Consider the following 20937-nt stretch of genomic DNA (forward strand, 5'->3'; position numbering starts at 1 on the left):
CTTCAACTGCTACAATATCATCAGCAACTAATACATAATCGGTATGTCCCATATCCCCGATTGCGTAACCTCTGCCGTATAACTTCGGATTGACAAGTTTTACTTTCTGCTCATACTTGAAATGCTTTTCGCCAGCCTGCACAGGAATTTCCACCACAACATTTTCGCCTTTCTGTATGTCAGAATAAAGGTTATAGCTTCGTCTGGCTATGACCTTGCGATTGTTTTTATCTCTTTCAAAGATAGGCTCGCTTTCCCCTGCAAATTCAAGAGTTCCAAAAGACTGTGCCATATCTGGCACGACATATTTCATTTCCATATTGTTTTACCTCGTTTCTTTCTATTTTGATAATTGATAAGTTAATTGATTGTGATTTCTTATTCTAGCGGTTTGGGAAGTACCAGCAATCCCACAGATAGTAAAGGGTAAAATCAATGCTTACGCACCCTTGACTATCCGTGTTCTTGCAGGTTGTTGGCAGACAAGCCAGAATAAGCAAAAATCTGCCGTTTGACCGCTTCGGCGGAGAACGTGATTTTTCTTTCATCATACCGTTACCGCCTTATGATTTTTTCATTTTACGGAGTTTGTAAAGATATGTTCCAGCCAGTCCACCAGCAGACGCAAGCAACATCACGATAAATGCCATTACATTTGTACTGTCGCCCGTTTTTGGACTGTCGCTAGGTCTGTTAGGCTTTTCCGGTGTCGGTGGTGTTTCGGGTTTCTCTGGTTCTTCTGGCTTTTCCTTAAAAGTAATCGTCTGTCCCTCGTCCTCAATATCCTTATGCTCGGTAACTTTCTTCGGCTCGTCTGGATTGCTTAAATCGTATAATTCCTCAAAAGTTACAAGCTGTTTTCCGTCAAGGGAAGTAGCGTCAAAGGTAAAGACAACTTCCACTTTCATGTTTTCGCTGTCAGCAGTAAAGGTGTAATCACTTTCCACACGTTTTCCATTGATAAGAAACTCTGCATTTTCTTCTTTCAACATCTGCCAGCCCACAAGTTTGTACTGTGTACCGACTTCTAAGCCCTCTAAGGTTACGGTATCAATGATTGTAACGTCTTTTCCTGCTTCAATCTCTTTGTTGCCGTCCTTATCGGTAGCAGTCGTATGAATTTTGATGATACGCTCTGTGATAAGTACCGTCTGCCCGTCGTCCTCAATGTCCTTGTGTTCCGCAACTTTTACGGGTTCGTCTGGATTGCTTAAATCATACAATTCCTCAAAGGTAACAAGGTTCTTGCCACCTAAAGCAGACGCGTTGAATGTATAGGAAATTTCCACTTTCATTTCTTCATCATCAGCGACAAAGGTATAATCGTTTTCTACACGTTTCCCGTCAATGATAAGCTCGGCGTTTTCTTCCTTTAACATCTGCCAACCTTTGAGCTGGTATTTTGTGCCTTTTGTAAGTCCGTCTAATTTGACAGTATCAACAATCGTAACCTCTTTTCCTGCAAGGATAGTCTTTTCGCCGTCCTTGCTGGTTGCTGTGGTATGGATAGAGATTTCTTTTTCGTATTCATCAGTCAAAGTCCCTAAATCAATCACAAGATTATTTCTTGATACCACGATTTCAAAAGGTGGGATAAGTTCAAAGCCTTTGTTACTGTTGCAACGCATTTCTTCAATGATGTAGGTATCATAAGGCAATGCACCTTTGCTGTCGTCTGGTTCAGAAGTTCCAAACCACACACCGTCCTCGCTGGTCTTGCCTGCGTTAGTATTGTGCTTGTGAGAAGCCCAGTCAGCAGAAGTGGAGAATTGCCCGTTATCATCAGTTACCACCACATGATTTTCGCCCGTCGTCTTGCTTGTGATCCTAAAGGGAACATCAGCAAGACGCTTGTGTGTGCCTGCACCGATTTTTACGCCCTCAATATCGCCACGCTTAATCTGATTATAGATAGAATGGGCTTCGTCGATTAAGTCCACGATTTTTCCGTTTTCTGTGATTGCAAAATCAATCGGTTTTGCACCGTCTGTCAAATATCCGTTTGGAGCTTCACTTTCAGCGATACTGAAATTTCCATAAGGTAAAAGGTCAGCAGAAGTGGAAGCGACACCCTCAAGGTTTGTATGAATAGTCTTTACGACTTCATTTTTCTTGTAGAGCTTGCCCTCAACCAATACCGCATTATCATTTAAGGAAATGATGTCAAAGGCAGTATCTTTCAAAGTGGCACTTCCTTGTGGTTTGGTATCGCCCGTTTCTAAATCTCGTTTCTGAATTTTGACACCGCCACGGATAACCTTGTCTGATACGGAAAACTGGTTACTTCCAGATAATACGGCAAGGTCGCCGTCCTCGGTAATCTGTGTTACATATAAGCCTTTTATCTGTTCGGACTTATCGCCAGCCTGCATATATGCACCCTCTAACAAGTAGCCGTTTGGAGCTTTTGTTTCTTCTACGGTTAGCGTCCCAAGTGGAAGAACCGCTTTGCTGTCCTGCATATAGAAGCTGTCGCCAGATACCTTGTATGCGTCCGCTAATTTTGTAATGTAGTGGGCTGTCCCGTCGCTGTCTGTTTCAGCGATTGTCTTTGTAACCCATGTACGAGTAGCTTCGGCAGGGAGATTGTCTTTATTATAGAAGCCAGCATAATACTTCCATGTAAATTCCGCGCCTGCTAGAGAAGCGTTCCCTTGCGGATTGTTTTTCTGTGTTTCCATGTCAATCTTGAAAAGCTCAATCAAAGTGTCCGTTACTTTTGGCGTATCAGATACTTTCAAAGTCGCTGTCTTTCCAGCTTCAACCTTTAAGGAATATACAGTTTTATCTACCTTATATCCTGCTGGTGCGGATAATTCCTTGATATAGATTGTGCCTGCTTTTACCTCTACAACATCTGTATTTCCGTTTTTATCAGTCGTAAGGGTGGCAAGCTGTTTTGTGCAGTCCTTATCAGCAAAGACACCGTATGTTGCACCAGCAATAGAGTAATTTTCGTTACCGTCTGTAATGCCGGTATTACTGGAAGTCTTTTGAAGTGTAGCATTTCCGACATTCAACTTCGCCCAGAATTGCCCTAATTCCTGTCCCTCGCCAGAGTAGATATAACCTCCACATTCATAGCGTCCTTTATTTTCTTTGACAAAGGCTCTTGCACCAGAGAAAACTTCGTCCTGCGTTGCCTTTGGAATTTCATCATAAGAAGCTCGCACGTTATCACATTGCCAGCCGAGATGTACGCTCAATCTCTGCCAGACTACACATTGTTCCAATAGATAAACTTGTTTGTAGTTCAGTTCCTTGTGCTTCGCCATACTGTTTGACATATTCTAAGGATAACGCCACATCTGAAATCTGGTCGGCACTCATGCGTGAGCTTGCGTCAGCTCTGGTCTTGTAGCCATTCTTAAAATCTGTATTGATGTCGATACAATAGGCAGTTTCGCCCTCAACTTTCATCATGCCCTCATTGAATGTAGAACCAATAGAACCGTCATTCATTACTTTTTCAATGATACCGACACGCTCTGCACTTTCCGTCCAGTATTGCTTACTTTCTGCATGAACGGGTGTAGTCGGTAAAGCAGTAACGACAGTTGCAAGAGCTAAGAAGCCCGTACACAATCGTTTTAATATCTTTTTCATAAATCTAATGCTCCTTTCATTTTGGGTAATAAAATAGCCGTCCAATAAGAACGGCTGAAAATAGAAAAGGAACGTCATTTTAGGCGTTCCATAGTCTATGAAATATTCAATTTTTTCTTGTTTCAATACTGATGTGCTGTACCATATCTTTGCATATCTAGGAAAACTTGCGTATCAAGGCTCATTCGTTGGTAGTAAATAAGTAGTAAATTGATGAGTTTGTTTCCTTGAAAATGCTGATAGATACTGTATTTTAGCGGATAATCAGATTTTTATTGTGTTTTTCTATTATAAATATAATCACAAAAAAAGCTACGATTGAGATTCCTCCTGCATATTTTGAATCCCTTAAAATAGTTCGAGAAACGATTACCGCAAGATAACCAACCATCACAACCTCTGTCCATCTGACAAAGATGCAGAGAAGATTCCAGATAATCTGTGCGATCAGCTGCTCTTCGCCTGACACTCGTATAAAACTATCTCTTATGATTGCAAATACATTTCCAAGTTCTCCGACATACTGGATCGTCCCTACAAAACAAAGCAGTCCGGCAATCGCATAAAGTGCAAACACGAAAAACATCTGTGCGATTGCTACAACAAATTTTGCTCCAAGAATTTCCCATACGGATTTCGGAGTCATCCAGATCATATAGCTTTGCTTTGTTTTCAAATCTCTGTTCAGAATCAGAATACTCTCAATTCCCATATAGAACACTACAAAATACGATCCGACTAATAAAAGCGTTGCACTGATTCCCATCAATGCATCCTTTTCAACCAGCATACCTCCAAGAAATGTAAGCACACAGACAGCTAAAGCTACCATAACAATCATTCTCGAAGTCCGCTGTTTCTTCCATTCATATTTCATTAATTTTCCCATCGATACTCCCTCCTTACATCTTCTGCAGATAAAGCTCTGCAAGTGAATTTCCCGTTGTCATTCTCTCTGTCTCAACATTCACAACATCCACAAGCTGTCCATCTTTTATAAAAATCGCATCCTCAATAAAGCTTTCTACCTCTTCAATCAGATGGGTAGAGATCACCATTGTACGATTCTCATCTGCTTCTTCCAGGATCAAAGCAATGATCTCTTCTCTCGCTTTATAGTCCACACCGTTCAAAGGCTCATCTAACAAGAGAAGATCTGCTTTTCTTGCCAATGTTGCAGCCGCTTTCAGCTTGGCATTCATTCCGCTTGACATTGCAGACGCTTTCATCTCTTCATTCAAGCCCAGGCGTTCAATTGTTTTTCTAAACTGCTCTCTGTCAAAATCCTCAAAGAAATCTGCATAATATGCTTCCACGTCTTTTACTTTCATATAGCTATAGAAAAATGGTTCCGTAGACATATATGCAATGGAAGCTTTGTCATAATAACTGAGTGGATGTCCCTCAAATAAGATTTCTCCTTCTGTCGGCTTTGTCAGTCCTGCTGCCATCTTCATAAGCGTTGTCTTACCGCTTCCGTTTTCTCCAAGAAGACCATAAATCGTGCCCTTTTTCAAGTTCAGCGTAAGTTCTTTAACTGCTTCTTTATTCCCAAACTTCTTCGTGATACTTCTATACTCTAACATCATTTCTACTCCTCCTCGTAATCGGCAATCTGCTCGATAATCTCGCCTTTCTGAAATCCGAGATCACGCATCTCATGTACAAAATTCTTCAACAACTCTTCCGCCATCTCTTTCTTCACATTATCAAACATATGCTCCTCCTCCGACACAAATGTACCGATTCCTCGCTTCGTGTAACAATATCCTGCCAACTCCATCTCCCGGTAGATTCTCGCCGCTGTATTCTGATTCACCTTATAAAGAACTGCAAGTTCTCTGTTCGACGGCATCTTCTCACCCGGTTTCAACTCGCCCTTTACCATCTTTTTCTTAAGCTCGTTGATCACTTGAAGATAGATTGGACTTCCTGAATTATATTCCATGTGATCCCTCCATTTATCTTTTTTGCATTTGCTGTATCAGTGCTATAGTTAGATAGTACACTGGGTTTTTAGTTTTGTCAATATAAATATAGACATTTTTCTCTTTGATTGATGGTTATTCTGACGACAGCCAGTTTGATTGTTTTGATTTTGAATTATACACATAAAAAATAGACGTCCTTGCTTTGGCCAGCAGACGTCTATTTTTAATACTTTGCTACTGTAATTTACTCAATCTGCCAGTCAATCGGCTCGATTCCATTCTTCTCCAGAAATGCATTTGTCTGACTGAATGGCTTGCTTCCAAAGAAACCTCTGTAAGCAGCCAGCGGGCTTGGATGCGGTGCTTCCAGGATAAGATGCTTTGGATTCGTAAGCATTCTCTTCTTCCTTTGCGCAGGAGCTCCCCACAGAATAAAGACAATCGGTCTGTCCTGACTGTTCAGAGCCAGAATTGCTGCATCTGTGAATTCTTCCCATCCAATTCCTCTGTGAGAGTTCGCCTGATGCGCGCGCACAGTCAACACCGTGTTTAGCATTAATACTCCCTGCTCGGCCCATTTTGTCAAACATCCATGACTTGGAATCGTACATCCAAGATCATCATGAAGTTCTTTATAAATGTTCACAAGTGACGGTGGAATATCCACACCTTTCTGCACGGAAAAGCTTAATCCATGTGCCTGACCGTTATTATGATAAGGATCCTGTCCAAGGATCACAACCTTCACATTCTTCAGTGGAGTCAGATGAAATGCATTGAAAATATCCTGTGCCGGTGGAAAGATCAGTTTTGTCCTGTATTCTTCGTTTACCGTCTCAAATAATTTCCTATAATAAGGTTTAGAAAACTCTCCTTTCAACGCCTCATACCAGTCTCCGTTCAAACCACTCATTTTTATTTCCCTCTTCTTTCTGCTTCAACCATTCTCTACAGTCTGACAGAAATTCCTTCGTTTCTTAAATACTCTTTTACTTCTTTGATTTCCAGCTCTTTATAATGGAATAAAGATGCTGCCAATGCTGCATCTGCACCGCCCTCTGTCAGTGCCTCTTTAAAATGTTCCAACGTTCCGGCTCCACCGGACGCAATCACCGGAATGGATACACTATCTGCAATTGCCCGTGTCAATTCCAGATCATATCCGGCCTTCGTTCCGTCACCGTCCATACTCGTCAGAAGAATCTCACCTGCGCCAAGGGCCTCTACTTTCTTCGCCCACTCAATCGCATCGATTCCGACATCCAGACGTCCACCGTTCTTATAAATATTCCATCCTGTTCCGTCTGCTCTTTTCTTCGCGTCAATCGCCACTACTACACACTGGCTTCCAAACTTCTCTGCCGCTTCACGGATCAGCTCCGGTCTGTTGATTGCAGAAGAATTGATTGAAATCTTATCCGCACCTTCTCTTAACAATGCACGGAAATCATCAACTGTCCGGATTCCTCCGCCGACAGTAAACGGAATAAACACACATTCCGCAACCTTTCGTACCATATCAACAACTGTTCCTCTATCATCTGAAGAAGCTGTGATATCCAGAAATACAAGTTCATCAGCCCCTGCCTTATCATATGCCTTTGCAATCTCCACCGGGTCTCCGGCATCCTGAAGATCAACAAAATTCACACCTTTTACAACACGTCCGGCATTCACATCCAAACATGGGATAATTCTTTTTGTAAACATTCCGCACAACCTCCTACAGTTCTACAAAGTTTTTCAGAATCTTCAGTCCTACATCACTGCTCTTCTCCGGATGGAACTGGCATGCGAAAATATTGTCCTTCTCAACAGACGCATGGATATGTGTTGTATACTCTGTTGATGCCTTGACAATCTGTTCCTCTTCTGCTTTCAGATAATAAGAATGTACAAAATATACATAAGAATTCTCAGCGATTCCCTTAAAAAGTCTTCCATCATTCTCTAAATGAAGGGAATTCCATCCCATATGGGGAATCTTATATCCTTCTTTATCAGGTATCCTTAAGATCTCACCCTTTAGAATTCCAAGTCCTTCTACACCCGGAGCCTCATCGCTGTGCTCAAATAAAAGCTGCAATCCAAGGCAAATTCCAAGAAATGGTGTTCCCTTTTCTGTAACCTCGCGGATTACTTCATCGAGTCCTGACTGTTTTAATTTCTCCATAGCATCTCCAAATGCACCGACCCCCGGAAGAATCACTTTATCTGCATGAAGGATCTCATCTCTGTCCGCTGTAACTGTGACATCCTGTCCAAGTGCAAGCAATGCTTTCTCAACACTGCGGATATTACCGGCATCATAATCGATTATTGCTATCATTTTGCCTACCTCTTATCTGTAATCTATTATCTAGTATCTATTTTCTATACTTTACCACACTTTGCGTCGAGTTCAAACCAAAATTCGACACCATTGTCATAATTTTTCACACCATAGCCCTGATGGAAAGATTCCATGATTGCCTTAACGATTGAAAGTCCAATCCCGTTTCCACCATATTCACGTGTATGTGCTTTATCCACTTTATAAAATTTATCCCACAGTTTCGGTATATCCTCTTCTGGAATCGGTTTTCCACTATTGAATACAGAAACACGTACCTTTCCTTCAGTCCGAATAATTTTCACTTCGATTCTCTTCTCATTTTCAGCATGATGGATCGCATTTGTCAGGTAATTACGCACAACCTGCTCTGTCTTAAATTCATCCGCCCATACATACGCTGATTCGCCTGCAATAAAATCTATATTTGCTTCAGCCTGTTGGATCAGAATATCACAGCTTGCAATTACGCCCTTTACAAGCTTTACAATATCAAATCGTTCAAACTCCACTTCATCCGAACCAAATTCAAGCTGATTCAATATCAGCAGATTCTTCACCATCCGATTCATTTTTCCTGCCTCGTCAATAATGACATTACAATAAAATTCTGTACTCTCCGGATCGTCATTAATTCCTTCCTTCAGTCCTTCTGCATACCCTTGAATCAATGCAATCGGTGTTTTTAACTCATGAGAAACATTTCCCAGGAATTCATTTCTCATGTCTTCCAGTTTTTCTTTTTGTTCAATATCATGCTGCAGCTGATTGTTTGCTGTTTTCAATTCAGAAATAGTCTTCTCCAACTGTTCTGACATTTTATTAAAGTTTTCACCAAGAACGCCAATCTCATTTTTTCCACCGCTTGTATATTTCGCATCAAAATTCAGATTGGCCATATCTTCGGACAGCCGCGCCAGTTCCAACACCGGTTTCGTAATTTTACGGGAAAAAATCCACACCAAAATACCACCGAAAAACAAACCGAAAATTCCAAGATAGATCAAAAACTGATTGGCAAGATTTGCGCTTTCGCGTATACTGTCCAGAGGACTTCGCATCGTAACAAACACATTGTCACTCAAATATCCCCACATTTCTAAATAGTCTATGCCGCTTTGCGGATCCTTTATTTTTCGTACCACATAATCATTTGTGTGCTTCAAGATTCTTTCCTGATCATCGTCCTTCAAAAAGAAAATACGGAGCATCTGTTTGTACAGGAAACCTTCTTCCTTTACATTTGTAAATACAACTTTTCCATCGTCAGAAATATCCATCGCGCAGACATCAATATTTGTTTTTTCAAGTTCCGCCACAAGTTTCTTCTGCACAGCCTCATTTCCAAGATTTCCATTGTTCACTGCTTCACTCATTGCCTCATACATCTCAATCAGATCTTTCTGCTTATGAGACATATAATATCGTCCAAGGAACCCTGTATTAACAATAAAAACTGTCATCAGAATAAAAACAAGAAGACCAATAAAAATAGCTGTCATCTGTCCGCTCAACGTATATTTCCGTTCTTTTTTTGCTTTCTTCATCTGATTTATTTCTCCGCGCTCTGAACTTCGAACTTATATCCCATGCCCCAGATTGTTTTGATATATTCGCCCTTATCTCCTAATTTACTTCTCAGTTTCTTCACATGTGTGTCAATTGTTCTTGCATCACCAAAATAATCATAATTCCATACATTATTCAATATTTTCTCTCTGGAAAGCGCAATTCCCTGATTTTCTATAAAATAGGTCAACAATTCGAATTCTTTATAACTAAGTTCGACCGGTGTTCCGTCAATCTTCACGATATGTGCTGACTTGTCAACGGTAATACCGCCTGCCTCCAGCGAATCATTGCCGACCGTTCCAAAAGTTCTGCGAAGGATTGCATTCACTCTTGCCACAAGAATCTTTGGACTGAATGGCTTGGAGATGTATTCATCTACACCAAGTTCAAATCCCTGCAACTCATCTCGCTCCTCAGAACGCGCTGTCAACATAATGATCGGCACTTTAGAAGTCTCTCGAACCTCACGGCACACCTGCCAGCCATCCATTTTCGGCATCATTACATCTAAAATGATCAGGGCAATCTCTTTATCTTCGTAAAAAAGATCCATTGCTTCCATTCCATCTCTGGCTTCTAATACTGTATACCCTTCTCTTGTAAGGAAATCCTTCACAAGTTTTCTCATTCTGCTCTCGTCATCCACAACTAATATTTTTGCTCTTTCCATCTTCTTTTCTCCTAACTTATATTTGGGTGTACCACATCACTTCTACATTTAATTACCTTTTAATATACCAAATAGTTTTGTCAATATTGTGAACAACAAAACGGTCAATCTATAAATGTGTATCAAAACTTCATTTACAGACTGACCGTCTCTTCTTTTAATGTACCATATTTTGTTTTCGTCAATTCTTTTCGGTCTGATTATTCAAACTCATAGTTAGAAAAACATTCATTTGCCTCTTCTTCATCCTGTCCATTCACAACTACACGCATTGGCAGTCCCAGCTTAATAGACATTAATCCCATAAGGGATTTACCATCGATGATATAATTTCTGTTTGCCATATCAGTTACATCAACGTCTGATTTTAATTTCTGACAAGTGTTGCAAAATGTCATGATCTGCCCGGCTGACATAAACTTCACTTTCTTTTCTACCATGTTTTTTACCTCCATCTGTCTATCAAATACAAGTAATAATAAAAGTCAACACAGAAATCTGCACAATGCCTGAATGCAGATTTCTGTAATTTCAAACATACTTGACCAGTATATACCACTTATTCCGGAGGTGCAAGTGAATTTTTGATTTTTTTCGACATATTGTCTACCTTTTTTGTTATAAAGTTCTCACCCGGAGAATCTTGACAGCCACTACTGTCACTTCTATAATAATTGATGGCTTATTATTACTGCTTTCTTCCGGAAAGCAGTAATTCAATCATGGCAGTAGGTACTACACACAAAAATGAGGTGATATCTATGAAACACAAATTTCAAATTTCTGAATCTATCCGGCTTGGAGCAATCCTTGCACTTTCCGGTGGATTCATGGATGCTTACTCTTATATGGAGCGTGGAGAAGTATTTGCCAATGCACAGACTGGAAACATGCTTCTCTTTGGAGTACATCTCTCTCAGGGAGACTTCCAGAACACACTGAAATACCTTTTCCCTGTACTCGCCTTTGCACTTGGAATCGCTCTTGCTGAAGTTGTCCGGGCTAAGGCTGGAAATCTGCTTCACTGGAGACAGATTTCTGTTCTGGCAGAAGCACTGATCCTGATTGCAGTCAGTTTCTTCCCAACAGCATTGAATCTTCCGGCTAATGCACTGACTTCTTTCGCCTGTGGAATCCAGGTCGAAAGTTTTCGTAAGATTCACGGCAAAGGAATTGCTACTACAATGTGCATCGGTAATCTGCGCAGTGGGACAGAGAACCTACACCACTATTTCCATACAAAAGAACGACATTTTCTAGATACGAGCCTTTTGTATTACGGAATCATCGCCTGCTTTATTGTCGGCGCAGTAATCGGCAATGCAGCAGTCCAGCTGTTCCGGACAAAGGCAATTCTTGGCTGTTCTTTCTTATTATTAATTTCATTCTTTATGATGTTTATTGATTGGGAAAAGAAAGAAAAGGAGCTTGCACTTTAATGTGTGGCTTCTTTTTTCATACCGGTTTTCTCAGATAGAAAAAATCCCGAAAGTGCAATGTTGATCAGCACTTCCGGGAAATAAATTTACTGCGGATGACAGGACTTGAACCTGCACGTCGTAAACACCAGAACCTAAATCTGGCGCGTCTGCCAATTCCGCCACATCCGCATATTTCTTATTCAATTATTGATTAAGAAAAAAATAGAACAAGCAATTTGCTTGTTCCAGTGAGCGTGCGGGGATTCGAACCCCGGACAACTTGATTAAAAGTCAAGTGCTCTACCACCTGAGCTACACGCCCTTATTCATTTTTATTTCTTTCCTGCTAGCAGGATAACTGGGCTAGCTGGATTCGAACCAGCGAATGCAGGAGTCAAAGTCCTGTGCCTTACCGCTTGGCGATAGCCATCGAAGACTTCATATCTGACACTGCACGGCCAGTTGGAATATTTAAAGAAAAAGGTGGATAGCCGGACTCGAACCGGCGATATCCAGAACCACAATCTGGCGCGCTAACCAACTGCACCATACCCACCACAAAACGAGCCTGGGGGGATTCGAACCCTCGACCTACGGCTTAGAAGGCCGTTGCTCTATCCAGCTGAGCTACAGACTCATTTCTCTCTTAATGAGAACCTCTCGTTTTCAAACGAGAAGCGGGTGATGGGAATCGAACCCACGTATCCAGCTTGGAAGGCTGGTGTTCTACCATTGAACTACACCCGCAGGATGATCGGGGTGACAGGATTCGAACCTGCGACCTCCTGGTCCCAAACCAGCGCTCTAGCCAAGCTGAGCCACACCCCGATATCAGTTTTATTTCCTTGTCCCTGCGGCTTTGTGTTTCTTTCGTATCTCCCGCAGCGACAAGATATATTATATGGCATATTTCTCAGAAAGTCAACAGGTTTTTTAAAGTTTTTTTACTTTTTTGCGACTGTTTTTTTACCTGTTTTCCACAAGAAGAGTGTGTAAATTGTTTCTTTTGTTTTAGTTTTCTGATAATTAGAATAATTATAGATATTTTTGCTCAAAACTTAATTTTCCGTCCCCATCGACTTCCATGATCATATAGCTGCCTCGTCTTCCCTCCTGACGTGGAAAAGATAGACTTCCCGGGTTTAAAATTGTCATTCCATCCTTCTGAAGAAAGAAAGGACGATGTGTATGACCAAACATTACGAGATCCGCTCCTCTTGATCTGCCCTCTTCTATGATAGTTTCCATCCCCATGGACACATAATAATAATGTCCATGGGTAATAAATGCATGATAAGGACCAATCTCAAACTCCTCTTCTCTCGGAAGTTCTGTAAAAAAGTCGTTATTTCCTCTTATAATATGCTTCTCACACTCTACGACAGCCTCCAGATAGTCTTCTCCGCCTTCTACATCTCCAAGATGGATAAACATATCAATTTTCCCAGCCTCTTCTAATGCGCGGTCCAGTGCCTGGTGTCTTCCGTGTGTATCACTGACAATCAGAATTTTCATGCTTCTTCCTCGTTCAATTTCTCTTCCAGCAGGATTTTTATTGCTCGAAGTGCTTTTCCTCTGTGGCTCAATTTATTTTTCTGCTCTGGTGTCATCTCCGCTGTTGTACATCCGAATTCCGGAACATAGAAGATCGGATCATAACCGAAACCATTCGCACCGACAATCTCGTGTCCAATTTGTCCTTCAATCGTCTCACGGACTACGCTTGTTGTTCCATCCGGAAATACTGCTGCAACCGCACAGACAAATCTTGCGGTACGCTCATCGTCCGGAACCCCTTCCAGTCTGTCCAGAAGGATTCTGTTCTTTATATCATAAGAAGTATCCTCTCCGGCAAATCTCGCAGAATAAATTCCAGGTGCCTTATCCAGATAGTCAATCTCAAGACCTGAATCATCTGCAAGAACAATATCGTTGACCAGCACTCGTGATACAGCTCTTGCCTTGATCTCTGCATTTTCTTCAAAGCTCATTCCATCTTCTACGATTTCTTCATCGACTCCTGCCTCACGCATCGATACGATCTCCATACCAAGATCAGCAAGAATCATCCGAATCTCTTTCATCTTATTTTCATTTCCTGTTGCAAATACAATTCTTCTCTTCATTTTGCTTTCTACCTTCTATTCTTTTTCGCCAACAATCTAGTACAGAGTTTCTTATTTCTTCGGTCTCGGTGGCTTTGGTCCCTGGAACTGATAGAAATATGTTTTCAGCATACCATTATAAATCTTACGGTTCTTATCTGCTTTTCTTCCGAAATAACGTTCTGCGTCTTCATAACTTGTGATCATGTATGCAGACCAGCTGTCAAGTTTCCTAAAGCTCTCGCCAAATTCACGATATAAACCAGGAAGTGCCTCTTTCTCCTCAAGACGCTCTCCATACGGCGGGTTTGTTATAATAAATCCATATTTCTTCGGATGACTCAGTGCACTGACCGGTCTCTCCTGGAAATGGATCAGATGATCCACACCTGCATTCTCTGCATTCTGTCTTGCCATCCGCACAACATCCCCATCAATATCATATCCCTGGATATCCGTCTCAATCTGATCATCGATCAGATCATTCGCCTCATCAATGGCTCATACCAGAGTTTCTTATCAATCAGATTTGCCCAGCTCTCAGCCGTAAAAGAACGATTCATTCCCGGTGCAATATTTGCTGCCATCATTGCTGCCTCAATTGGAAATGTTCCACTTCCGCAAAACGGATCCACTAAGATACGCTCTTTTCTCCACGGTGTCAGCATGATCAGTGCTGCTGCCAGTGTCTCAGAAATCGGTGCCTTGCCGGCTGATGGACGGTATCCTCTCTTATGAAGAGAATCTCCCGATGTATCGATTCCGATCGTAACGATATCCTTCATTAAAAATACTCTCAGTGGATAAGAAGCTCCATCTTCCTGAAACCACTGTACATGATATCTGCTTCTAAGACGATCTACCATCGCTTTCTTCATAATTGACTGAATGTCCGAAGGGCTGAACAGCTTACTCTTTACCGATGAAGCTTTCGCCACCCAGAACTTCCCATTCTTCGGTATATAATTCTCCCACGGAATTGCTTTTGTCTTCTCAAACAATTCATCAAAGGTAACTGCTTTAAAACTTCCTGCCTTGAGCAGAACACGTTCTGCTGTACGGAGAAATACATTCGCTCTGCACGCTGCATCTGCTTCTCCGTAAAAGGTAACTCTTCCATCTTCCACCTGTGCGATCTCATATCCCAGATCCTGAATCTCCCTTTTTAATACTGATTCAAGACCGAAATGACACGGCGCAATCCATTCCATTCTTTCCATATCTACCTCATATTATCTTTATGTACTTAGTTAATTGTTACTGTTCACACGATGTGCGACCAGCAACGCATCTCGCCATTTTAAATCGCCTTTGGCGATGGGGCGAGATGCATTCAAGCCAAAACATGCATCCTCCGTGTCAATCAGCGGAGTGATTGACACGGGAGTTAACAGTAACTATTAATTACTGTTAACTGATTCTTTTTACAGTATTATAATTTTACTATAAATGAAAGGCAGAGTAAAGTGCGATTGCCTTTCTTCTCTGCCTTGTTACTGTTTATAAGAATCTTATTCGTTACTGCATACAGTATCTGTTAATATCTGTCTGACTCATCATAATCATCTTTTCCGCCATAGCAGTCATCTGCATTTTTGGAATTGCAGTTTGTGCTGTTCTTACTCTGATTTGAATAAGAATTTTTACTGGAATTCTTATTCGAACCTGAATTAGATGTTGAATTTCTGTTCTTACTCTGATTTTCTTCCTTCGATGAATAGAATCCATTCTGGGAATTTTTACTTGTGTTGCTATAATTTTTTGCCATGATACTTCCTCCTTATTTGGTGTTACTGTTCTTATTAACTGACAGTAACTATTTAGTACAATCTTTATTATCCCAAACGGAGGTCTTTTTATGCATTTTGTTTCAACCATATTTTGAATATTTTGCTTGCTTTTTCCAAATGCATATATTATACTGATTCATGTAGAAAGATTATTTTCTACAACCCCTTATTAATTATTTATACTCCCCTCAAAAGACCGATGGCTCCCCCATCGGTCTTTTACTTTTCTTTTTTCTAATATCGTCGGTTCCCACCGATCAGTCTGATCACGATCATAATGATCAGAAGAGGAACAAGAACCGGTGCCAGAAAACTAATGATTCCTGTTATAACAGACACAACTACTACGACTACAAATACAACTGCAAGAATCAGCAAAGCCTTCTTCCACCAGGTATCTAATCTGAACTCATGATAGGAACCATAAGAATGCTCTGTTCCATATTCATTCTTCTGTCCATAACCAGTATAGCTGTCCCGTGCCTGCGTTGTCTGGTTGTACGAATTATTGAATGGACTCCTGTTCTCATAAACCACTTCTTCGTCTGTTCCATCACTTGCATCTACAATGGTTTTCGCAATTGCCCACGGATCTCCGAGCAGTTCCAAAACCTCCTGCTCGCTCTTTCCTTTTCTCATTTCTTCTATAATATAATCATCATAAAACTTAAGATGATCCTGAATTGTTGCTGCATCAAGCTTTCCATTCAAAGCTTCCTGTAATTTTCGGATAAATTCCTGTCTTGTCATATTCAACCGTTACCTCCTGTTCCTAAGGTTACTGTTCACACGATGTGCGACCAGCAACGCATCTCGCCATTTTAAATCGCCTTTGGCGATGGGGCGAGATGCATTCAAGTCAAAACACGCATCCTCCGTGTCAATCAGCGGAGTGATTGACACGGGAGTGAACAGTAACTAGCCTTTAACTGCTCCTGCTACAACACCTTCGATAATATATCTCTGGCAGAACAGGTAGAAGATAATGATCGGCACAATTGCAAGAACAAGAGTTCCCATCATTGCTCCCATATCTACGGAACCATATCCACCTTTCAGATACTGGACTGCCATCGGCACTGTCTTATATTTTCTCTGATCCAATACAAGTGATGGAAGCAGATAGTCGTTCCAGATCCACATTGCCTGAAGAATTGTAACAGTTACACAAGTCGGCTTTGCAATCGGAAGTACAACTTTGAAGAATGTCTGGATTGGTGTACATCCATCGATCATCGCAGCTTCTTCAATCTCCAGTGGAATGGATTTCATGAATCCGGTGAACATAAAGACGGAAAGTCCTGCACCAAATCCAAGATAGATCAGAACCAGTCCCCATGGATTTCCCATATGAAGCATATTTGCAATCTTAGATAATGTAAACATTTCCATCTGGAATGGTACGATCATTGCAAACAGGCAAAGCATATAAAAAATCTTCGTAAATTTTATCTTCACGCGGCAGATATACCATGCACACATGGAGCAACATAAGATGATTACTGCTACAGATAAAATTGTGATAAACAAACTCCATCCAAATGCCTGGATCAATCCTGTCTGTTTAATACCACGGATATAGTTCTCTAATCCAACATACATCTTTCCGGTCGGTATCTCGAACGGTGCTTTACTGATATAAGCTTTTTTCTTAAAGGAGTTGATAAATACCAGTATGATCGGATACACATACAGCAGACTGAGCACTGCAAAAATGATTGTTAATAATGTACCATGTTTTACTTTTTTGTTCATTACTGCTGCACCTCCTTTGATGTTGTCATTTTATTCTGGATCAATGCAATCACACCTACAATAATGAAGAAGACAACTGCTTTTGCCTGTCCTACGCCTTCCCAACCGGTTCTTCCATAGAATGTATTATAGATGTTCAGGGCAAGCATTTCTGACATCTTGTCCGGTCCACCGTTTGTCAATGCAAGGTTCTGGTCGAAAAGTTTAAATCCGTTTGTGAGTGTCAGGAAAGTACAGATAGTGATGGATGGCATAACCATCGGAATTGTAACATATCTTAAAAGCTGTACTTTATTCGCTCCATCAATCTGTGCTGCCTCGATCAGTTCTCCAGGAATATTCTGGATTCCTGAGATATAGATGATCATCATGTATCCAACCTGCTGCCAAAGCATCAGGATAACTAATCCCCAGAAGCCGTATTTTGAAGAATATGTAAGCGTTTTCTGGAAATGTGCCAGAATACCGTTTAATAACAGCTGCCATACATATCCAAGTACGATACCGCCGATCAGGTTTGGCATAAAGAATACAGTACGGAAAATATTCGTTCCTTTAATCTTCTTTGTCAAAAGCATTGCTACCGCAAATGCAAAAATGTTGATCAGTAATACTGTTACAATTGTAAATAATGCAGTAAACCAGAGAGAGTGAAGAAAATCCCCATCTCCCAGTATCTTTGCATAGTTGCCAAGTCCAATAAATCTGGCGTCTGTTACCGTTGTGAATTTGCAGAACGAAAGATATACACCTAACACGAATGGTGCAAGGAAACCTATCGTAAATGCAATCAGCGTCGGCAATACAAATACCGGAAAATATCTTTTTATTGCTTTTTGCATGTTCCTCTCCTCCTGTCTCTCTTTCTATAAAAAAGCCTGTCTGCACCTTTGCTTTTTACATTTCTAATCACATAATTTCAGCCTGCCCCCGGTATTCTCGTTGGCAGGCTGCATGATATTTTCACTATTTCACAGCCTTTTTATCTGCCGGTCCTGTGAAAAGTCTTTTTTATTCATTTGCTGCTGCATATTCTTCTGCCCAGCCATCAACAAATGCTGTCTTCACATCATCCCATGTGCCTGTGCCCTGTGCATATTTCAGAAGAGCTCCACCCACATTGTTCTTCCAGTTCTCAGATGGCATTGTTGTAAAGTTCCAGCTTACTGGTGTCTTTCCAGCCTTTGTGTACTCGGCATTTGCTTTTACAAGCGGGTTGTCCGGAAGGTAATCTGAGAAAGTTGTAAACGGTGTTACGAATCCCATCTCATTTGCCAGCATGTCACGACCTTCGTCACTCTCAACTACCCATTTCATGAAATCAAGTGTTGCCTGAATATCTTCTTCAGAAGCATTTTTATTTACACACCAGTAGTTCTCTGATCCTGTACAAAGTCCCTGGTTCTCTTCTCCGTCAACTCCGATGTAGATTGGAAGCATTCCCATATCTTCATCTGCTACTTCGTTATCTTTGATATCATTGTAAGCCCATGTACCATTCTGATAGAATACTGCTTCACCAAGTGAGAATTCGCTTGCTGCGTCATCTCCTGTCTTAGAAGAGATCATAGATGGCTCACATGTAGAGTTGTTCAGATACAGATCCCAGATCTGTTTGTAGTTGTCAAGGTATGTTCCCTTGATAGCATCTGTAGTATCAATTCCGTCTGCCTTGTACTCATAGTAGATTGGCAGGTTTGCAAGGTGTGTCTTGAATCTCCAGTCAGAAGAAGAATCCATTCCTGCTGAAGTGAAAGCTCCTTCTACTCCAAGATCATCTTTATGCGCCTGAATCTCTTCTGCAGCTGTCTTAAGTGCCTGGAAGTTATTCAGCTCATCGATGGATTTGATGCTTGCATCCGGCAGTTCGAAGTATTTGTTCAGAAGTGCCTTGTTGTAGATCAGACCATAAGTCTCAATAACATAAGCGATTCCGTCTACTGCATCACCATCTTTTAATACATAGTCATCAGACTCAACGTCTTTGTAAACGTCACTTCCTGAAAGGTCATAGCAATAATCTTTCCATGTAGCAAGTCCAACCGGGCCGTTTACCTGGAACAATGTCGGTGCCTCGTCTTTTGCCATCTCTGATTTCAGCTGTGACTCATATGTTCCTGATGCAGCTGTCTGTACATCAACCTGAACACCAGTTTCATCTGTGTACTCTTTAGCAAGTTCTACCCACTGGTCAGCCTGCTCCGGTTTGAAGTTCAGATAATAAACTTTTCCGGATGACTTATCTCCTTTTGCTGTTTCATCTCCGCCTGATGTGCTTCCACATCCTGCAAGCATTCCGCCTGCCATTGAAGCTGCAAGTACAAGTGCAAGAATCTTTTTCTTCTTCATAATTGAATCCTCCTTTTATGATTACTTGTCTTTGTTTTTCTTGATGATGTTATTATAAGAAAAAGTTCCAAAATAAGATATAATAAAATTCCAAGAAACATAACACTATTTCAAGATTATTGTATTTTTTGAAAATTTTGTGTATGATACAAGAGTTCATAAAGAGTCAAATCAGAAAGGATGTGTCTGTTTTTATGCCATCAGACACGACAGGATAGAAAAAGATGGATCGTACGATCAACTACCAGATAACAGAAGAAGCGGACGGCCTGCGTATCGAGCAGTTCCTACGCCACCAGGGCTACTCCTACCAGAACATCACCCAGTTAAAAAAGATGCCGGAAAGCATTTTAAAAAACGGAGTCTGGGAATATATGCGTTCGCTACTTGCTACTGGAGATATTCTCACAGTACATATTCAGGAAAATGAAAGTTCACCGAATATTCCTCCTGTCGAACTGCCGCTTAGCATTATATATGAAGACGAAGATATCCTTGTTGTCAACAAACCTGCCGGAATGCCGATCCATCCATCACTGAATAATTATGAGAATTCTCTGGCAAATGGACTAATGTGGTATTATACAGAGCAGGGAAAGCCTTTTATCTTCCGCTGCACGAACCGCCTGGACCGTGACACTTCTGGACTGACCGTCATTGCCAAGCACCTGATCAGTTCCAGCATCCTATCTTCCATGGGCGCACGACACGAGATCAAGCGTGAATATCTCGCGATCGTCCGTGGCAGTGTAACACCTCCATCCGGCACAATTGATGCACCACTCGCCCGCACCGGCAGTTCCATGATTGAGCGAAAAGTAGACTTCAAGCATGGAGAGCGTGCAGTCACACATTATAAAGTTGTAGAAGAAAAAAACGGGCACAGCCTTGTCTCTCTTATCTTAGAGACCGGCCGTACCCATCAGATCCGTGTCCATATGCAATATTTAGGATTCCCACTTGTCGGTGATTATCTATATAATCCGGATATGGAATACATCCACCGCCAGGCATTACATTCCTGGAAGCTCTCCTTTATTCATCCGATCACAAAGGAGCCGATGGAATTCACAGCGGAATTACCGAAAGATATGAAGAATATTCTTATACACTAAGCTTCTTATCTGCCATCCATCCACTAAGTAAAAATACCGCTACACAGATTATAATGTAGTATACAAGATATCCGACACCAAAGAATGAATTTCCTGCTACTTCTACATTCGGAAGTACATTGCTGATCAGATTATAAATCTTTTTAGTAAAAAACTTACTAAATTTCTGATTATCTTTTCATAAGTTGGTAAATGCCGATATATCCCGTATTTTAGGGCTTTATCGGTATTTTCTTTTTGGAAGATACCTTGCATAAGCTGGCATTTACCAGCATGAAAATGCAACCAAAA

19 protein-coding genes, 7 tRNA genes and 2 pseudogenes are annotated in these 20937 nt (G+C 41.1%); 2 read left to right on the plus strand and 26 right to left on the minus strand.

Annotation, left to right across the window (positions count from 1 at the left end):
- The 11 genes and pseudogenes from DXB52_RS11835 to DXB52_RS11890 form a co-directional block, all read right to left on the minus strand.
- Window positions 1–319, minus strand: a 319-nt coding sequence (locus tag DXB52_RS11835; protein WP_118107465.1) for a YdcP family protein, incomplete at its 3' end; no start/stop codon positions are given.
- Window positions 320–563: 244 nt separating this feature from the next.
- Window positions 564–3606 (minus strand): annotated as a pseudogene (locus DXB52_RS11845) (SrtB-anchored collagen-binding adhesin).
- Window positions 3607–3859: 253 nt separating this feature from the next.
- Window positions 3860–4495 carry an ABC transporter permease gene (locus DXB52_RS11850; RefSeq protein ID WP_181989201.1) on the minus strand — a complete coding sequence of 212 codons (636 nt, stop codon included), beginning with the start codon at window positions 4493–4495 and terminating at the stop codon, window positions 3860–3862.
- A 13-nt stretch (window positions 4496–4508) separates the two neighbouring features.
- On the minus strand, window positions 4509–5195 hold the full coding sequence (locus DXB52_RS11855) for an ABC transporter ATP-binding protein (protein ID WP_117542009.1): 687 nt from the start codon (window positions 5193–5195) through the stop codon (window positions 4509–4511).
- Window positions 5196–5197: 2 nt separating this feature from the next.
- Window positions 5198–5554: a GntR family transcriptional regulator gene (locus DXB52_RS11860; protein WP_117542010.1), complete on the minus strand. Its 357-nt coding sequence runs from the start codon at window positions 5552–5554 to the stop codon at window positions 5198–5200.
- A gap of 227 nt (window positions 5555–5781) precedes the next feature.
- A complete protein-coding gene (locus tag DXB52_RS11865; RefSeq protein ID WP_117569480.1) occupies window positions 5782–6450 on the minus strand; it encodes a uracil-DNA glycosylase in 669 nt (222 codons plus the stop codon).
- A gap of 35 nt (window positions 6451–6485) precedes the next feature.
- On the minus strand, window positions 6486–7247 hold the full coding sequence (gene hisF, locus DXB52_RS11870; RefSeq protein ID WP_117542012.1) for an imidazole glycerol phosphate synthase subunit HisF: 762 nt from the start codon (window positions 7245–7247) through the stop codon (window positions 6486–6488).
- Window positions 7248–7260: 13 nt separating this feature from the next.
- On the minus strand, window positions 7261–7866 hold the full coding sequence (hisH, locus tag DXB52_RS11875) for an imidazole glycerol phosphate synthase subunit HisH (protein WP_117542013.1): 606 nt from the start codon (window positions 7864–7866) through the stop codon (window positions 7261–7263).
- Window positions 7867–7910: 44 nt separating this feature from the next.
- Entirely contained in the window at window positions 7911–9416 is a 1506-nt protein-coding gene (locus tag DXB52_RS11880) for a sensor histidine kinase (RefSeq protein WP_117542014.1), read from the minus strand.
- 5 nt (window positions 9417–9421) lie between these two features.
- Entirely contained in the window at window positions 9422–10111 is a 690-nt protein-coding gene (locus DXB52_RS11885) for a response regulator transcription factor (protein WP_118107467.1), read from the minus strand.
- Between the two features lie 200 nt (window positions 10112–10311).
- Complete coding sequence (locus DXB52_RS11890; protein ID WP_015529312.1) at window positions 10312–10551, minus strand: HPr family phosphocarrier protein; 240 nt, start codon at window positions 10549–10551, stop codon at window positions 10312–10314.
- A 321-nt stretch (window positions 10552–10872) separates the two neighbouring features.
- Here DXB52_RS11890 and DXB52_RS11895 point away from each other — a divergent pair, with 321 nt between their 5' ends.
- A complete protein-coding gene (locus DXB52_RS11895; protein WP_117542030.1) occupies window positions 10873–11550 on the plus strand; it encodes a YoaK family protein in 678 nt (225 codons plus the stop codon).
- A gap of 90 nt (window positions 11551–11640) precedes the next feature.
- Here DXB52_RS11895 and DXB52_RS11900 read toward each other — a convergent pair.
- From DXB52_RS11900 to DXB52_RS11970, 15 genes and pseudogenes are all read right to left on the minus strand, one after another.
- Window positions 11641–11721, minus strand: a tRNA-Leu gene (locus DXB52_RS11900).
- Window positions 11722–11781: 60 nt separating this feature from the next.
- Window positions 11782–11854, minus strand: a tRNA-Lys gene (locus DXB52_RS11905).
- Window positions 11855–11893: 39 nt separating this feature from the next.
- Window positions 11894–11962, minus strand: a tRNA-Gln gene (locus DXB52_RS11910).
- Window positions 11963–12014: 52 nt separating this feature from the next.
- Window positions 12015–12088 (minus strand) — tRNA-His (locus tag DXB52_RS11915).
- Window positions 12089–12095: 7 nt separating this feature from the next.
- A tRNA-Arg gene (locus tag DXB52_RS11920) sits at window positions 12096–12169 on the minus strand.
- 39 nt (window positions 12170–12208) lie between these two features.
- A tRNA-Gly gene (locus tag DXB52_RS11925) sits at window positions 12209–12279 on the minus strand.
- A 7-nt stretch (window positions 12280–12286) separates the two neighbouring features.
- A tRNA-Pro gene (locus DXB52_RS11930) sits at window positions 12287–12360 on the minus strand.
- Window positions 12361–12567: 207 nt separating this feature from the next.
- Window positions 12568–13047, minus strand: coding sequence for a metallophosphoesterase family protein (locus DXB52_RS11935; protein ID WP_015529310.1), 480 nt, complete (start codon window positions 13045–13047; stop codon window positions 12568–12570).
- Entirely contained in the window at window positions 13044–13658 is a 615-nt protein-coding gene (locus DXB52_RS11940; protein WP_020437305.1) for an XTP/dITP diphosphatase, read from the minus strand. Before DXB52_RS11940 ends, DXB52_RS11935 begins: the two co-directional genes overlap by 4 nt.
- 51 nt (window positions 13659–13709) lie before the next feature.
- Window positions 13710–14857, minus strand: a pseudogene (locus DXB52_RS11945) (THUMP domain-containing class I SAM-dependent RNA methyltransferase).
- A gap of 317 nt (window positions 14858–15174) precedes the next feature.
- Window positions 15175–15405 (minus strand): hypothetical protein, encoded by a 231-nt coding sequence (locus DXB52_RS11950; protein WP_015529307.1) that lies wholly within the window; start codon window positions 15403–15405, stop codon window positions 15175–15177.
- 256 nt (window positions 15406–15661) lie between these two features.
- Window positions 15662–16177, minus strand: a complete 516-nt coding sequence (locus DXB52_RS11955) for a DUF1700 domain-containing protein (protein ID WP_117569483.1) — start codon at window positions 16175–16177, stop codon at window positions 15662–15664.
- A gap of 168 nt (window positions 16178–16345) precedes the next feature.
- On the minus strand, window positions 16346–17182 hold the full coding sequence (locus DXB52_RS11960) for a carbohydrate ABC transporter permease (RefSeq protein ID WP_118107469.1): 837 nt from the start codon (window positions 17180–17182) through the stop codon (window positions 16346–16348).
- Complete coding sequence (locus DXB52_RS11965; RefSeq protein WP_117542005.1) at window positions 17182–18024, minus strand: carbohydrate ABC transporter permease; 843 nt, start codon at window positions 18022–18024, stop codon at window positions 17182–17184. Before DXB52_RS11965 ends, DXB52_RS11960 begins: the two co-directional genes overlap by 1 nt.
- A 169-nt stretch (window positions 18025–18193) precedes the next feature.
- Window positions 18194–19531, minus strand: a complete 1338-nt coding sequence (locus tag DXB52_RS11970; RefSeq protein ID WP_117569479.1) for an ABC transporter substrate-binding protein — start codon at window positions 19529–19531, stop codon at window positions 18194–18196.
- Window positions 19532–19755: 224 nt separating this feature from the next.
- On the opposite strand from DXB52_RS11970, the gene DXB52_RS11975 reads away from it, so the two are divergent.
- A complete protein-coding gene (locus tag DXB52_RS11975; RefSeq protein ID WP_118107471.1) occupies window positions 19756–20646 on the plus strand; it encodes an RluA family pseudouridine synthase in 891 nt (296 codons plus the stop codon).
- The last annotated feature ends 291 nt before the right edge of the window (window positions 20647–20937 follow it).

Origin of the sequence: Ruminococcus sp. OM04-4AA (genome assembly GCF_003462585.1) — a bacterium.
Classification (GTDB): Bacteria; Bacillota; Clostridia; order Lachnospirales; family Lachnospiraceae; genus Mediterraneibacter; species Mediterraneibacter faecis.